Raw genomic sequence first — 15759 nt, forward strand, 5'->3', positions numbered from 1 at the left:
GGAGGAAACTGATCATGGCAGAAAAATTGATTCATTTGATTATCACTCGTCAAGATAGCCCTGACAGCACTCCGTACAAGGAAGAGTTCAAAATTCCTTACCGTCCTGGTATGAACGTGATCAGTGCTTTGATGGAGATCCAACGTAATCCACTCAATGCACAAGGTCAAAAAACGTCTCCAGTTAACTGGGAATCGAACTGCTTGGAAGAAGTTTGCGGTGCGTGCTCGATGGTCATCAACGGAAGACCTCGCCAAGCTTGCTCGGCATTGGTAGATAAATTGGAACAACCAATTCGTCTGGAGCCAATGAGCACCTTCCCTGTACAACGTGACTTGTCGATTGACCGCAGCCGCATGTTCGATGCGCTGAAACGTGTAAAAGCATGGGTTCCAATCGATGGTACGCATGATCTGGGACCAGGTCCTCGCATGCCGGAAGTTGAGCGTCAATGGGCGTACGAGCTTTCGAAGTGCATGACGTGCGGTGTTTGTTTGGAAGCTTGCCCGAACGTGAATGCGAAGTCTGAGTTCATCGGTCCATTCGCAATTTCGCAGGTTCGTCTGTTCAACCAGCATCCAACGGGTATGATGAACAAGCATGAGCGTCTGGAAGCCCTGATGGAAGATGGCGGTATCGGTGATTGCGGTAACTCGCAAAACTGCGTACAGGCATGTCCAAAAGGCATTCCGCTGACAACCTCGATCGCTCACATGAACAAAGAAACAACCAAACATGCAGTGAAGAAGTTCTTCTTCTCCTAATAGACGAAGAAAAGGCGTGCACCGGTTATCCGGAAAGCACGCCTTTTTTCAGTTTAGGAAAGTTTGTTTAAGTGCTTACTGCATTGGGAGTATATGTGCTGTAGTGGAGAGAAGAATATTTCCAGTCTAGGCTCCAGGCTCCGTTCCTCTGGGGGCTGAGACTGTCCGCTCCGAAGGGATTTACGGGGAAACGCAAAAGTGGTAGCCGCTTCGTAGCGCAGGCACGTTGCGTTTCTTTTGCCCGCAAATCCCTTCTCGGCTCGGTAGGACTCCACAAGTCGCTACGTCTGGAAATATTCTTCTCTGTCGTAACTGATTACATTCTTCCATCTTTTAAGGCATTAAAAAATCGGGTCACATGGAACGCTCGTAGAGGAAACAGGAGAAAACAGCGAAGATCTTAGGGACACCGACCGAGACGCAATGCAAAAAGCGAAACACGCCCTTAAGCGGCCACTTCTGAAAAACATCCTGAATGGACCACTTTGGACGCGGTTTCGCTTTTTGCATGGAGTCGTGCAGTCAAACCCCCAGGGGGTGGACCTAGAAGCTGAGCGTTTTCTCCTGTTTCCTCCCTACTACAACAGCAACGTACAGGGAGTTTTTTAATTCGTCTCGATGACCGCCGCTATCGCCAGCTTTTCAAAAATGAGGACGAATTGCTGGAGTTCATCTTCTGTCAGGTGAGAGAACATTTTATTTAGTTTTTCTCTCCGATTCTGCTTGGCTACTTGCAAAATATCTTTGCCAGAATCACGCAAGCTGATGTAAACCACTCGGCGATCTTCCTCATCACGATCGCGGGCGACGAAACCGTGTTTATCCAAACGGTCGACCATTGCTGTGATTGCGCTTGGTTTGACTCCCATTGATTCAGCCAATTCTCCAACCGTGCATTTTTCCTTCTGTTCCAGCTGATGAAGAATGTAGAATTGCGGGCCAGTTAAACCAGAGACAGGCTCGGCTAATTGCGTTCCCATCGTACGCATAATGGTACGAAACGCCTCCTGCAAGCGCTCAAGGGTATCTGTTGGTGGGGAGGGCATGCTCGTATCGTCTCCTTATTTAATGCACTTAAATATTGGCTGAAAATACTTCGTTTGTCAACCTTCGCGAAAAGAAGGGAATACCCAAGCGATTCCTAGTGAAAACTGAAAACATAATGGAATGACTTCCAGCAAGGGGGCAAACGATGAAGAAAAAGGTATGCAGCATTGGATTGATATTGGCTTTGCTTCCCGCAACGACTGTCAGCACAACAGCGTTTGAAGGAACGGCGACCATTCATACGCAGATTTTGCAGGATCTCGCGGAAATGCACGAGCCATTATATACAGGCAAGGCGGACAAGGAATATAAAACGAAGGCAGATGAATGGCAACGGCAAGAGCTGCTACTGCGTGGTGAGCAATTAAAATCTGCGCCGGTCGATTCGCTGGAAATGATTGAGGCGACTCAAGCTTGGGAGAAAGCAGGCGTAAAAGGGGAAGGGATGCTCGTTTCCGTGATCGATACGGGAGTCAATCCGCGCCACCCCGATTTGCCTGCCCCACATGATAAGCGTTCGGCCATGCAAAAGTCAGGCTCTTCCCAGAAGGTGATCCCTGGCTTTAACTGGGCTGACCGTACGCAAACAACGGAAGACGTATCGGAATCTCAGCATGGTATCCATGTGGCGGGAATTATTGGTGCGAACGGAAAAGTAAAAGGGGTTGCTCCTGAATCCCAGCTCATCAGCCAAAAAGTATTTTCCAATTATCAAAGCGAGGTTCCTGGGCTAGGTGAATCAATTTTATTTGCGATCAATGATTCCATTACGAAAAAAGCGGATGTCATCAACTTGAGTCTCGGTTCCTCAGCGGGCTATGTGGATGAAACAAATGTGGAGCAAATGGCTGTGAAGCGAGCAGTCGATAATGGGATCATAGTAGTGGCGGCCGCTGGTAATGATGCGTATTTCGGCAGTGATAAGGTACGAGCACAGAATCCGGATATCGCCATGATCGGTTCTCCAGGCTTGAGTCCTGATGCGTTTTCAGTTGCTTCTGTCAACGCTACAGCACTAGCTGGCTATAGCTTCACGGTGCAAGGGGTACCCGGTATGGAGAAAGTCGTATATTTATCGGGCTATGTGGAAGGCGGGGGTGCGATAAACCCAGTCATGACATTGATGAAGCCATATCCGCTTGTCTATATGGGGAAAGGGAAGAAGGAAGACTACAATGTTTCCGTAAAAGATAAGGTGGTATTGCTCGAGCGAGGCGACATTTCATTCGACGAAAAGCTGCGCCTCGCCAAAGAAGCAGGAGCAGTTGGTGCTGTTATCTACAACAATGAAATGGGACCACTCATTATCAGTGCGGAGCATGCCAAACAAATCCCGGCTGTTTCTGTTTTGAAGCACATGGGCGAGCAAATGGCGCAAGCGATAAAAAAAGGCAAGAAAGTGACGGTCTCCTTTAACGGTGAATATGGCCAAAATTCAATGCCTTATCCAGACGGAGGAACGATCTCGGCTTTTTCATCATGGGGACCAACCCCCGATTTGCAGTTTAAACCGGAAATTGCTGCTCCAGGTGGGGGCATCTTGTCACTCACGCGAGAGTCTGAATATGCCGTGAAAAGTGGTACGTCAATGGCAACGCCACATGTGGCAGGCGGGATGGCTTTGCTGAAACAAGGCTATCTCAAGCAAGGGCGGAATCTGCAAGGCAGATCGCTTGTCGATACGTTAAAGGCTGCGGCGATGAATACAGCAGAACCGATAATCGATCCGCAAATCAGCATACCAGCAGCGGATAAAGAGAAAGCAAAAAAAGTTCCTTACAGCCCACGGGTTCAAGGAGCAGGAATGATGCAAATCGCAAAAGCGATCAAGACGCCGGCTATTGTTGTGAATGCAAAAGGAAAAGCAGGTGTCTCGTTAGGAGAGATTGGGAATTCAACGACCTTTTCTCTTTTTATTAATAACAAGTTTGGCAAAAAGCCAATTACGTATCAGTTGCAAAATGAGTTTGGTGTCATGACGGACTTGCGCAAGAATGGGATCAACATGCTGACAAATACCCTTTTTGAGGGGGCAGAACTGCAATTTTCCGCTCCTAAGATTACTGTTGCTCCGGGGAAGTTAGAGGAAGTGAAGGTAACGCTCACGATTCCGAAAGGCTCAGCACGCAATCAATTTGCAGAAGGATTTATTTCCTTTCAGCCAGATGATAAGGAATTGCCTACATTGCGAACGCCGTTTTATGGCTTCTACGGCGATTGGGATGAACCAAAGATTATGGATCAGCCTGTATGGGAGGCAGAAAGTCAGGAAAAACGAACAGGTGTCAAGACGAGCTGGTATCACGATAAACGCAATGACAAATGGCGCTATCGGGATTATCTAGGTGTTACAGGTGTCAAAGCCGATGGTGGTGCGAAAATCGATCCCAATCATATTGCCTTTTCGCCAAACGGGGATGGGCATTACGATGTCGCTGCTCCTTCCATTACTTTTTTGCGCAATGCCCGTCATATTATCGTCGAAGTAACAGACCAGTCAGGCAAGCCGATTCGCACGCTTGTGCGTGATGAAAAAGTGAGCAAGTATGACCAATCCAAGCTGGGGACGCCATACTACTATACGGAAAAGGAAGCGTGGAGCTGGGATGGAAAGATCTTTTCACCGCAAAAAGGCGCCTATATACAGGCACCTGATGGACAGTACCAATTCTCCATTAAGGCCAAAATAGACGACCGCAACGCAAATTGGCAATCGATGACACTCCCCATCCGTGTGGATACAAAAGCTCCTGTGATTACAGCTTCTGTGTCAGGAAACCGGGTTCAGTGGAGCAGCCGCGATAAAGATATCCAAGCCTATTTCCTATATGTAAACGGCAAAAGGGTAGGAGGCCCCTATTCTCCAAAAGTGTCCAGCACACTCATTAATCAGCCGGATAAAAAAATGAGTGTAGTCGCGTACGATTATGCAGGGAATATCAGTGTGGCGCATATTAACGGGAAAAGTGACAGCACTCCGCCATTTGTGGAGTTCCCGGATGATTTGTTTCCTTATCTGAAAATATCCAAGCAGCCAGATGTAGCCTTCAGGGGCAAAGTAACAGGCGAGGATATGATGGACAGAGTCCGCTTGTCGATTAACAAAACGCCTGTAAAGCTGGCGACGGATGGATCATTTGAAACCATTCTGCGATTAACGGAAGGTCTCAATTATGTGATGTACAGTGCAATGGATATGTATGGGAACAAGCGCCAATTCACGCAGCGGGTCATCGTCGATACGAGTCCTCCGACACTGCAATTGCTAAACGATGGCAGCGAAGACGTACAATTCGATGCAGCAACTAAGAACATGCTGGTTCCAATCCGCTTCATGTACAGAGATCAAACTTATAAAGGTCAGGTAAGTATCAATGGGCAAATCGTGTCCTACTTTGAAGAGGAGCAATTGGAAATCCCTGCCCAAAAATACGTAACGCAAATTTTGAGTATGAAGCAGGGAGAAAATCGCATTTTGCTTGAAGGCAAAGACGGTGCAGGCAATCAAAGCATGTTGCTGGTGTACGCGTATGTCGATGCCAATGCAGGGTCGGTCGTCATAAGCAATGGGGAGCAACGTATGTCCTACAAGGCGCGAACAGTGCCAGCTCCGACGATCCAGCTACCGACCAAACAGCTAGAAGGCCAGGAAGGTGAAGCGCTGCCCATCGAAGGGAAAGTGACAGGTGCTGGTGCTGTTAACCTTCAAATCAACTATGGATCAAAAAGCTTTCAGACCAACGCGAATGATCGTGGGCTATTTCGCTTGGTGCTTCATGAGGTAGAGGAAGGCAAGCAAAAACTGACGGTTGTTGCCACTGATGCACTGGGTAGGGAAGCCCGAGCAGAGATGAACGTCGTCGGTAAGAAAAAATAGAGTAGCGGGCCCGTCAGTAGCAGCGAAAAGGCTATTGCCGGGCTAAATTTTTGTGGGAGGATACCATTCGATGTTTTACCACGGGATCATGTGGGAATATGTTACGAGAGAGTACCCTGTGCTATCACCTAGAAAGACCGCCGGGAGGAAGCGTGGGGCAGAGCAATTGTCGGATCGCATTCATCTGATCGAACAATTCGGTGTGGAGCCTGTTCATTTGCTTGAGGCCGACGAACATTACGATGCCGTCCGCTGTATACAGGAATGTTTGGCATTTGGAGATACTGTTTTTGCCTTTGATCGAGTCCAGCTTCCGATGTGGCAATTGAGTAAGCATGAGATCGGTGTAGAAATATTAGACTTGCGAACGTGCACAGCCATCTATACCATTCGTCATGAGACAAAAGTAGAGGATTATTTTCCTGACACACCCTGTTTTCGTGACCTTATGCCTACGAAGTTTTCGTAATTCTATTGCATCTGCCAAAAATCGACATTATGATAGTCCTATACGAGAGGGATTGCCCGGGAAAGGAAGAGAACGCAGATGATAGTCCAGTACCTTGATCCATTTCTTGAATCAGCTTCGTCCGTGATTCAACAAGTATGCAATGTCGACATTTCGCGTGGAGAGTTAGCTGAAAGAGAATGGAGCCATGTAGAAGGCCATACATGGATTCGAATCGGAATGACAGGTCAATTACAAGGTGAGGTCTTTTTCGGTCTGCAAGAGGAATTGGCTTTGCGCATTGTCTCGGCCATGATGGGCGGCTATCCCGTGCAAGAGATGGATGAGCTCGGAAAAAGTGCCATTTCCGAGTTGGGGAACATGATTTCCGGGAATGCGAGTACGCTTTTGTCCAATCGAGGTGTTATTGTAGACATTACCCCGCCCTTATTTTTACACCAGCAAGACTTGAAAGACATGGTAGGGACAGCATTGACTGCACCGCTCGATCTTCATGACATGGGCAGACTGGATATTCAAATTATTGTGATAAGATAGAGGCGGCTAGTGGCCGTCTTTTTTGTGAAGGATACGTAGCTACGCATCATCATTCAAAGGAGGGATGGAAAGAGATGGATCATTACTTCTCGATCTGTTCAGCTGAGATGTATTATGAAAAATACATGACCTTTTTATTGGAAAACTACGACCAGCTCCGCATGCCATATTCCTTTCCTGTGGCGCTCAGTTTTCTGGCGAGTCCCGTTTTAATGGAGGGAAAAGCATTTCTTTGCTTCAACGATGACGATGAAGTGATCGGTGCCTTTTCGTACATTTACGGGACAGGTGAAAATCAGTACGAGGACAAGCATATCGTGCAAATTCAGGTGGTCTATTTTTTAGAACAGTATCGCAGCAGTCGCCTTTTTTTACACGCCCTTCAGTATGTAACCGAATATATCGCCTATATGGAGGAGGACGTGAAGGAGTTTCGATTCTGGACTTCCTCGAACGACTCTTTACGCAAATTGTTTACCAAGATTGCAGAACGAGTCGCTTCTGTGGAAACGGCAAACGGTCCATTGGATGAATATCGTGCATCGTTTTTGTCTTGGCAATCCTATGCAGCCAGGTTTCAACATGAACCATTTTTCTAATCCAAGAAGGAGACGTTACGATGCTGTTCGTCATCAAAAACCTGTTTGGCTACATACGCCCCTATAAGCTCCTGACTCTCCTTTTTTTCCTCACGCTTGCACTCGATCTGCTTTTTTTATCCTTGGCACCTCTTAGTTTCCAGATGATCATTGACAAAGCGATTGTTCCTAAAGATATGCACGTTTTCACACTCATCATGATCGTATTGGCGATTAGCGGGTTTATCTGTGTCAGTGGGGGAATTATCAGTGATTATGTGCTGGCAAAACTAAATGCACGTGTGCAAAATGATTTGCGGCAAAAACTGTTTGCGCATATGCAGCATTTGCCAGTCAGCTATTTCCACAAAACGCGTTCGGGCGAACTGGTCTCTTACTTTTCAGTGGATTTGCCTGTCATTGACAGATCGTTGGCCATTCTCTTCACGACGGGTATTCAGTCATTAGTAGTCGTGACGATTAGTACGATGGTGTTGTTTTACCTGGAATGGGTGATGGCGCTGTGTATCTTGGTGGGGGCAATCTTGATCTTTACAGGTCCTTATTTGCTTGGCAGACGTGCCCACGCAGTCAATGCCGCATACAAAGAACAGCTCGCTGCTATGACGAATGATGTTCAGGAAAATACAAAAGCGCAAATGGTTATCAAGGGCTTCAACCTGCAAGATGTCATGATCGATAAATTCAATGAAAGACTCAAATTGCTGTTGGTCAGCAACTATCGCAAAAATTTGATGGCAGCAAAGCTGGAACGAATTCCAGCGCTATGCTTATTACTCATCAACTTTACGATCATTGGCTTCGGTTCCTATCTGGCACTCACCGGGCGAATCTCTGTCGGTTCGCTTGTCGCCTTTTTCACCATGTATACGTCGATGGGGAATGCAGTGTTTAATCTGACCTTTACGCTCCCGCTGATGACAGATGCACAAGTCAGTATGGAACGAATCCAGAAGGTGCTGAATGAACCTAGTGAAAAAGTCGACCATTCTGCAGCGGATCAGCTCGATTGGCGTATGACTGAAGTGTCCGTAAAAAATATTACGTTTGGCTATCAGGAAAACCAGTTATCTATTAAGCAGGTCAGCATGCAGATTCCGGCTCGGACAAAAGTTGCGATTGTTGGCTCCAGCGGGTCTGGAAAAAGCACGATCGTTCAGCTGTTATTAGGCTTTTATAAACCTAGTTCTGGTCATATCGAGATAAACGACACAAAACTCGATGAATATAATAGGGGAGCCTTCCGCAACCATGTAGGGGTCGTCTTCCAAGATAACTTTCTTTTTCACGGAACAATAGCCGAAAACATCCGGCTCGGCAAACTCGATGCGACCAACGATGAGCTGAGGACGTCTGCACAGCAAGCGGAGATCCATGACTTTATCATGAGTCTACCGGACAAGTACGAAACACTTGTTTTGGATGGGGGGAGCAACCTCTCTGGGGGACAAAGGCAGCGACTTGCCATTGCTCGAGCGATTCTGCGTAATCCTTCTCTACTCATTCTGGATGAAGCAACTTCTGCTCTTGATCCCATTTCAGAGGCTTCTATTAACAAGACTTTTGCGAAGCTTTCCAGCGATCGGACTGTCATTACGGTGACACATCGTTTGGCGACCATAACGGACATGGATCAAATATTTGTGTTGGAACAGGGGGAACTAGTCGAGCAAGGGACACACTCTCAACTGTTGCAAGAGCGGGGCTATTACAGAAGGCTATGGGAGAAGCAAAGTGTTTTGACTGCGCCAGAAGGTGCTACGGATGTTTTAGATGTCGACATGCCTGATATTTTGCATCTCTTCCATACAGAGACGATTACTGCTGGACAGACGATCATTCGGGAAGGAGAAGTCGCAGAGAAGTTTCACCTCCTCGCACGCGGAAAGGTAGAAGTATCCCAAACATCTGCTGAATTTGAGGAGCAGATTCGACTTGCGATCTTGGAGGACGGCGATCACTTTGGAGAAACAGACTTACCGGGTGCTTTACAGACAACAACGGTGACGGCTCTCACCTCTTGTGTTGTTTTGACTTTACCTTTGAAGGTATTCCAGTACATCACGTCCCAACACTCGGCGATTGGCAAGAACGTCCAACAGCCAATACGTTAGCGAACAGAAAAAGAAAGGCAGTGTGCAAAGGATGCATGTCCAATTTAGAAGCTGTACCAGTGACGATGATTTTGCCCAATTCACGCTATTCTTTATGCGCAATCGATTCGAATTTAGCCGCATGTTTTCCCTCAGTGACACGCTTGTTCATATTTTGACGTTTCTCCCGGATTCTCATTTGATCCTGATAGAAGACGAGCGAGGCAAATTGGTCGGATGGGGCCATTATCAATACTTGACAGCAGAAAGGCAACCAGACCCAGAGGGCGAAATTTGCTATATCCATTCTGTCATCGTTGAAGAAAAATATCGAAGTAGCAGGGTATTTCTGAAAGGCTTTCGCCATCTTATCAGACAGGTCCAAGAAGAAAATGAACACGTGAAACAAGTGACCTTTCGTGCAGATGCTAACCATGTTTATCTGAACCGGCTCTATTCTAAATTTGCCCAGGTTGCAGGGGAGCAGGAGGGCTATTACGGACAAGAAAACGTCTACATGGTGGAAATCAATCAACTCGCTTCCTATCTGGGAATGGCCGCAATTGACGTTAAATAAGGAAAAATGCTATTCTTAAGAAGATATTGCCAGAAAGGAGGTCTATCAGATGATTCCAATGGTTCCCCGTTTGAAAGACGGAGTAAGAAAACCTTTCACTGCTTCGATTCAAAATCTTCTCATGAAAAATGAGCAGCTGCGTGTGTCTACTTCTTCTGCGAAGTAGTCGATAAGCTATCATCTTTCCGTATCAACTGTTCCCAAGAATGGAGAAGTGGTTGACAGGCTATCCTGCTCAGCCACTTTTTTATTTCCCATTCTGTTTGAATAGAATAAAAAAATAAAATATTTTCTATTGTCTGGATGATTTTTAATAGATAGTGTATTGTTGGAAATAGTAAGGGGGTATGAGAGATTGTCCTATGTAAAACAATTAATTGGGATGTTTTTCCTAGTTATCGTCGTTTGCGGTGGGCCGTTCATGCTATATACGCAAAAGGAAGAAATCGTGTTCGAACCGGGAAATATCGTAGTCCATGCGGTATATCTGATTCAGCAGATTGCAGAAGGCTCCCTCGGAACCTATTATTCGGGGCAAACGGAAAGGAGCATCGCAGAGGATATTCTCCCATTTGCAATTAGCTCCTTTGAACTACTGTTCGCAAGTGTTGGTGTCGCAGTCCTTGCTAGTATTATTTTTGGATTGCTATTGCAGCGCTTTCGGATTGTACGTCAATTTCAAAAGGTTTTGAATCTGCTTGCCACGATTCCTGATTTCATCCTGATTGTTGTTTCGATTGTGGGTGCGGTCGGATTTTACAAGCTGACGAATATTCGAATTATCACCTTGTCACCCGTAAGTGACTCTGAGAGTACCTGGTTTCCGATCACGCTATTGTCAATTGGACCAACGATTTTTCTCATGAAGGTAGTCAGCCTGAAGTATGCACAAATCGGCGGCGAAGACTACATTAAAACTGCACTTGCCAAGGGAATGGGGATATGGCATGTTCTCATTCACCACGTCTATAAAAATATCAAGCCGTTTCTCATTGCTGATTTAAAGAAGACGATTGCGATTACGGTAGCCAACTTGTTTATTGTCGAGTACTTATTAAACGTAGTAGGATTGACCCGCTTTATTTTCAGCAAAGATGGCGGTTACGAATTCAATGCTGCTGTCATGGGACTGTTAGGTATTATTTTGCTATCCATTTTGGTCTATATATTGATTCGTCTCATTCTGTATGTGATTGAACGCGCGGTTGTGTATAAATAACCCAGACTTCTTTTGGAATGAGTGAGGGTATGGTATGAGGAAACGGTTCAATTGGGCTTTATGGCTAGGCTGTATCTTGGTATTACTTCTAATGATTATCGGTGTAGCCGGACCTTATTTGGCCCCCTATGACATCGATTACCAGGTGAAAGTTCGCAATGAGATGGTGAACGGGAAGCAAGTGATCATTTCGCCTCCATTGGCACCGTCAGGCGAGCATCTGTTGGGTACGGATAAATGGGGCTATGATTTGCTTACAAAACTGCTCCATGGGGCACCGTACACCATTTTTATTACGCTCATGATTGCGTTATTGCGATTATTGATTGGAGCATGGATCGGACTGTATATTGGAATATTGGACAAGCAGCAGCGTTGGTGGATTGCGATTGAGAACGCCTGGGGGTACATGCCCATATTTATTCCTGTCTATTTTTTATTGAAAGGAATCAATATCAATCCCGAATTACCAACGTTTACGCTCGTGTTGTTCTTCGTAGTGGTTGTGGCAGTGCTAGGGACGCCTTCGGTGGCTGCGTCCATCCGTCAAAAAACGGAGCAAATCAAGGAATCCCAGTACGTTTTAGCTGCAACTTCGCTGGGGGCCGGGCGGGATCAGATCATCTTTCGCCACATCCTGCCGCATTTGAAGGAGCATCTGGTCATTGTCCTAGTGACAGAGATGATCGCGATCATGACGTTGATGGGGCTTCTCGGGATTTTTGGTCTGTTTGTAGGCGGCACGACTATGTACTATGACCCTGTTGAGTATCACTCGACCACACATGAATGGGCAGGACTGCTCGGGACTTACCGAAGCTTTGTCTACACGAATTACACGTGGATTTTCCTGATTCCACTTGCTGCTTATATGCTTGCAATCGGTTCCTTTAGTCTATTGGCCAAAGGATTGCGTGATAAATTCGAACAGACGTATAGTCGTACCCCATTTATTTAAGCAGCTGGTCACTTTTCAGCATGAGGGATAAGTGAGGTTTTTTGATGAAAAAACGATTCCATTTTTCTTTTTGGCTAGGCAGTATTTTCGTGTTCCTTCTGATCGTGATCGCTGTGGCGGGGCCTTACTTGGCTCCCTATGATCTGGAATATCAAGCGAAGATGCGTCAGGAGGTTGTGAACGGTAAACAAGTCATGGTCTCTCCGCCCTTACCGCCGTCAAAGGAACATTTACTCGGCACGGACAAATGGGGGTATGATTTACTGACCCTCTTGCTCCATGGAGCGCCATACACCGTTTTTATTACCCTTGCGATCGCATTTATACGCGTGTTTCTTGGTACATGGATTGGACTCTATATCGGCATACAGGATAAAGAGCAGCGTTGGTGGATGGCGATTGAAAATGCATGGAGCTATATGCCTGTGTTTATCCCCGTGTATTTTTTATTGCGGGGAATCAATGTGAATTCCGAGCTGCCGACGTTCACGCTCGTGCTGCTTTTCATTGGGCTTGTCTCTGTCCTTGGAACACCTTCTGTAGCCTCTTCTGTGCGTCAAATGACCGAACAAATTAAAGAATCCCAATACGTTTTGGCTGCCGTTGCACTGGGAGCTGGCCGGAATCAAATCGTCTTTCGCCACATCTTGCCACATTTGAAGGAACAGCTCATTATCATCTTGATCACAGAAATGATCGCTGTCATGACCTTGATGGGGCTTCTCGGTATATTTGACCTGTTTGTAGGTGGTACCAAAATGACCTTTGACCCGGTTTTGTATCATTCTGTTACACACGAATGGGCAGGGCTGCTCGGGTCTTATCGAGGCTTTATTTACAGTAACTATACGTGGATTTTCCTCGTACCGCTGGGGGCATTCATGATCGCCATTGGATCGTTTAGCTTGTTGGCCAAAGGATTGCGTGATAAGTTCGAGCAAACGTATAGTCGTACCCCATTTATTTAAGTTGAGGTGCCCTTGATTTTTACGAATCAAGGGCATTTTTGGTTGATCCGGTTAAAAATAATGGAATGGAAGTCGAATTGTAGGGAGCAGTATATGTGCCGGGTGAATAGACTGGAGTGTCGGGGGCGGTGTTGGCCTTGGGTTCCGATGGCAATCTCATCAGGCGAGGCGAACTCGTCGCGATCTGAACGGGGGACAACTGGCGGCCATCGTCGTCTCGAACGGAAAAATTCACGGCGGATGTCGAAGAGGTTTCTCAGCGGTGTTCGGAACCCATTGCCCATTTTCTGAATAGGATGTAAGGCAAAAGCCTAAAATCCTTGAAATTCCGGCACCATCACCCACCCCCCATCATAGGATAAGGTGACTCTGTAATCCCTCAACCTTGTTCCTGTAGAGCCCACAAGGAGGGGTGGCACGATTGAAGGGTAGCGACCAAACCAAGCCGTTGTTAACGAATCGCGAAAGAGAAGTGTTTGAACTCTTGGTCCAAGATAAGACAACCAAAGAGATTGCCGGACAACTCTTCATCAGCGAAAAGACTGTGCGCAATCACATTAGTAATGTCATGCAAAAATTAGGTGTAAAAGGTCGATCTCAGGCAGTAGTCGAACTCGTTCGACTTGGTGAACTAGAGATTTGAACCCAGTCCACCCAGCCTCCCTTTTCTTCCCTTGGTCGGAAGGGAGGGTTTTTTTATTTTCGAGGGAGTGGCTATGGTCAAAGCCCAATTTAGTAGAATGTCGTGATAAGCGTAGGACGTGTATTAGATTCCTTGGTCACTGTGAACGATCAATCCAGTCTCGTCCTTATGCTTTTCAAACGCCTTGAGAAAGGTTTGTAAAACAAGGTCGTTATCATTACGAAGACTCATGTGATATGCCACACTTTCAGGTGTTGAACATCCACTATTTCTAATTCATCAGCCACTTGCTGTTTGGTCATTCCCTGTAGCAGCATCTCAACCGCTTTCTTCTTCAACTCAAAACTAAATGACTGGAATTTTTGCCCCTTTTTAGCCACGAAAAAAGCACCCCCTAAAATATTCATCGGTTTAAACACCAGGGTGTTTTTCCAATGTCTACTTTAAGGGGTGCACTTCAGGGGAATGCTTTACTGTGTATTCATCTCTCTTTTTCAATCTGACTGCACCACTCCAAAAATATGCGGCTGCGCTAGAGCTAGGATGACATAACAATTGCTACGATGAAAAATGAACGCTGCTCAAAATACGGAGAAGAGAGTAAAAACATAAGCCGCAGAGCCTTAATCAATGCAGGAGGTATAGTTCGTCACGGTGCCAGTAATTTGATAGTTTTGGTTAATTGTGACAGAGGCATTTCCGCTCCCCCAGTTAATGTTACTGCAGGTTCCTTCCATAGAGGCAGGGGCATATTTCCAGGAATTATAAATGATCTTGTTTCCGCTTACGTTCCAATTGGGACCGCCGCCCCATTCGAGTTGAAGACTGTAAGTGCCGCCACCAATCAAATTATTGTTAACTGTGACATTTCTGGCAAGAGGGTCGACTATGAAAATGGGGGAGTTCGATTTGGACATTCCCCTTTGGTCAAACGTATTGTGTGTAACCAAGATAGAAGAGCATGTAGTTTCGCAAACAGATTGGATACCGTCAGGGTGAGGGTCAGCGACATTCGGAACACATCCTTTGTAGTAGGAATCTCGTACAATGACATTTCCGGGCTGACTAATACGGAACCCATCATCAACGCCGCGGGTGCGGACACGAATCGCAGTATAGTTACTGTCTCCAATGGCTACACCTACTACGCAGCCAATAGGCGGCCCAACCGTAGAATCGGTTATCGTAAATGGGCCGTAAAAGATTCCCCCGATTTCATTGGTAACCACACCATCGATCTGTGAGTTTTTTATGACAACATTTGCTGCTTTAATTATCAAGTCTCCGGTAATGTGCTTTTTATCAATCACTTCGTTGTTGGTTTTTACTGTGTAGTCGCCATTAATGGTAGTAAGCACTGTACCGACTGGCACGCCAGTGCAGAGGGGGTTTGGGTAGTTCGGGAGATCGCAGGCATTCGTAGCACTGGCAGTAGAAGTCATTCCGGCATCACCTGTGACGAAAGGGATCAAGCTCATGAAGACGAAGCAGAGAGTCAAAATACTTTTGCTTAAAAAGCATTTATACATTCCATCCTCCCCTTGTTTACATTTGTTTTGGTAGATGATGAAACACTCATCTGTTATCGATTGTTTGGTAAGAAAAGATCGGAACTCAGTTTAATCACATAAATCTAGGGGGAAGTCTATCACGAAACAACTTCTTGTAAACGTTCTGGCGAGTAGCTTACATAATATGCATCTAATCTGAAATGAGTGAATACATTCCATGAGAAAGAGTAAGACAACCAAAGAGATTACCAGACAACTCTTCATCAGCGAAAAGACTGTGCGCAATCACATTAGTAATGTCATGCAAAAATTAGGTGTCAAAAGTCGATCTCAGGCAGTAAGTCGAACTTGTTCGACTTGGTGAACTAGAGATTTGAACACAGTCCATCCAGCCTCCCTTTTCTTCCCTTGGTCGGTAGGGAGGGTTTTTTATGTTCATTTGCGTTTAAATGCGCTTTTATTTACTTTTGTGTAAATAGCAAACAAGAGAGTGGTTC

Annotated in this window: 14 protein-coding genes and 1 pseudogene; 12 read left to right on the forward strand and 3 right to left on the reverse strand. The window is 46.0% G+C overall.

The features are described 5' to 3' along the window. Positions 1-14: 14 nt before the first annotated feature. Positions 15-764: a succinate dehydrogenase iron-sulfur subunit gene (sdhB, locus tag ACKKE8_RS09645; RefSeq protein ID WP_049737738.1), complete on the forward strand. Its 750-nt coding sequence runs from the start codon at positions 15-17 to the stop codon at positions 762-764. Positions 765-1369: 605 nt separating this feature from the next. On the opposite strand, the gene ACKKE8_RS09650 is transcribed toward sdhB, so the two are convergent. Then, positions 1370-1810 carry a MarR family winged helix-turn-helix transcriptional regulator gene (locus ACKKE8_RS09650; protein WP_409177979.1) on the reverse strand — a complete coding sequence of 147 codons (441 nt, stop codon included), beginning with the start codon at positions 1808-1810 and terminating at the stop codon, positions 1370-1372. A gap of 146 nt (positions 1811-1956) precedes the next feature. Between ACKKE8_RS09650 and ACKKE8_RS09655 the strand changes: the two genes are divergently transcribed. The 10 genes from ACKKE8_RS09655 to ACKKE8_RS09700 all read left to right on the forward strand — a co-directional run bounded on the left by ACKKE8_RS09655 (position 1957) and on the right by ACKKE8_RS09700 (position 13751). Beyond that, the gene (locus ACKKE8_RS09655) at positions 1957-5688 is read left to right on the forward strand and encodes a S8 family serine peptidase (protein WP_409177980.1); all 3732 of its coding nucleotides are present in this window, start codon (positions 1957-1959) and stop codon (positions 5686-5688) included. 70 nt (positions 5689-5758) lie between these two features. After that, the gene (locus ACKKE8_RS09660; protein WP_409177981.1) at positions 5759-6157 is read left to right on the forward strand and encodes a hypothetical protein; all 399 of its coding nucleotides are present in this window, start codon (positions 5759-5761) and stop codon (positions 6155-6157) included. Between the two features lie 78 nt (positions 6158-6235). After that, a complete protein-coding gene (locus ACKKE8_RS09665; RefSeq protein ID WP_409177982.1) occupies positions 6236-6694 on the forward strand; it encodes a chemotaxis protein CheX in 459 nt (152 codons plus the stop codon). 74 nt (positions 6695-6768) lie between these two features. Further along, positions 6769-7293, forward strand: a complete 525-nt coding sequence (locus ACKKE8_RS09670; RefSeq protein ID WP_409177983.1) for a hypothetical protein — start codon at positions 6769-6771, stop codon at positions 7291-7293. A gap of 20 nt (positions 7294-7313) precedes the next feature. Next, complete coding sequence (locus tag ACKKE8_RS09675; RefSeq protein WP_409177984.1) at positions 7314-9407, forward strand: ABC transporter transmembrane domain-containing protein; 2094 nt, start codon at positions 7314-7316, stop codon at positions 9405-9407. A 31-nt stretch (positions 9408-9438) separates the two neighbouring features. Further along, positions 9439-9963 (forward strand): GNAT family N-acetyltransferase, encoded by a 525-nt coding sequence (locus ACKKE8_RS09680; protein WP_409177985.1) that lies wholly within the window; start codon positions 9439-9441, stop codon positions 9961-9963. A 355-nt stretch (positions 9964-10318) separates the two neighbouring features. Beyond that, complete coding sequence (locus ACKKE8_RS09685) at positions 10319-11182, forward strand: ABC transporter permease subunit (RefSeq protein ID WP_409177986.1); 864 nt, start codon at positions 10319-10321, stop codon at positions 11180-11182. Positions 11183-11216: 34 nt separating this feature from the next. Next, positions 11217-12140, forward strand: a complete 924-nt coding sequence (locus tag ACKKE8_RS09690; RefSeq protein WP_409177987.1) for an ABC transporter permease — start codon at positions 11217-11219, stop codon at positions 12138-12140. A 44-nt stretch (positions 12141-12184) separates the two neighbouring features. After that, on the forward strand, positions 12185-13108 hold the full coding sequence (locus ACKKE8_RS09695) for an ABC transporter permease (protein ID WP_409177988.1): 924 nt from the start codon (positions 12185-12187) through the stop codon (positions 13106-13108). A 421-nt stretch (positions 13109-13529) separates the two neighbouring features. Then, positions 13530-13751, forward strand: coding sequence for a response regulator transcription factor (locus ACKKE8_RS09700; RefSeq protein ID WP_003387736.1), 222 nt, complete (start codon positions 13530-13532; stop codon positions 13749-13751). A 227-nt stretch (positions 13752-13978) separates the two neighbouring features. Here ACKKE8_RS09700 and ACKKE8_RS09705 read toward each other — a convergent pair whose 3' ends face one another. Together ACKKE8_RS09705 and ACKKE8_RS09710 are read right to left on the reverse strand one after the other, a co-directional pair. Beyond that, positions 13979-14131, reverse strand: a complete 153-nt coding sequence (locus tag ACKKE8_RS09705) for a hypothetical protein (RefSeq protein WP_409177989.1) — start codon at positions 14129-14131, stop codon at positions 13979-13981. A 243-nt stretch (positions 14132-14374) separates the two neighbouring features. Further along, positions 14375-15280, reverse strand: a complete 906-nt coding sequence (locus ACKKE8_RS09710) for a hypothetical protein (RefSeq protein ID WP_409177990.1) — start codon at positions 15278-15280, stop codon at positions 14375-14377. A 205-nt stretch (positions 15281-15485) separates the two neighbouring features. Between ACKKE8_RS09710 and ACKKE8_RS09715 the strand changes: the two are divergent. Further along, positions 15486-15639, forward strand: a pseudogene (locus ACKKE8_RS09715) (LuxR C-terminal-related transcriptional regulator); the annotation flags it as partial. Positions 15640-15759: the final 120 nt, after the last annotated feature.

Origin of the sequence: Brevibacillus fortis (assembly GCF_046196545.1) — a bacterium.
Lineage (GTDB): Bacteria > Bacillota > Bacilli > Brevibacillales > Brevibacillaceae > Brevibacillus > Brevibacillus fortis_A.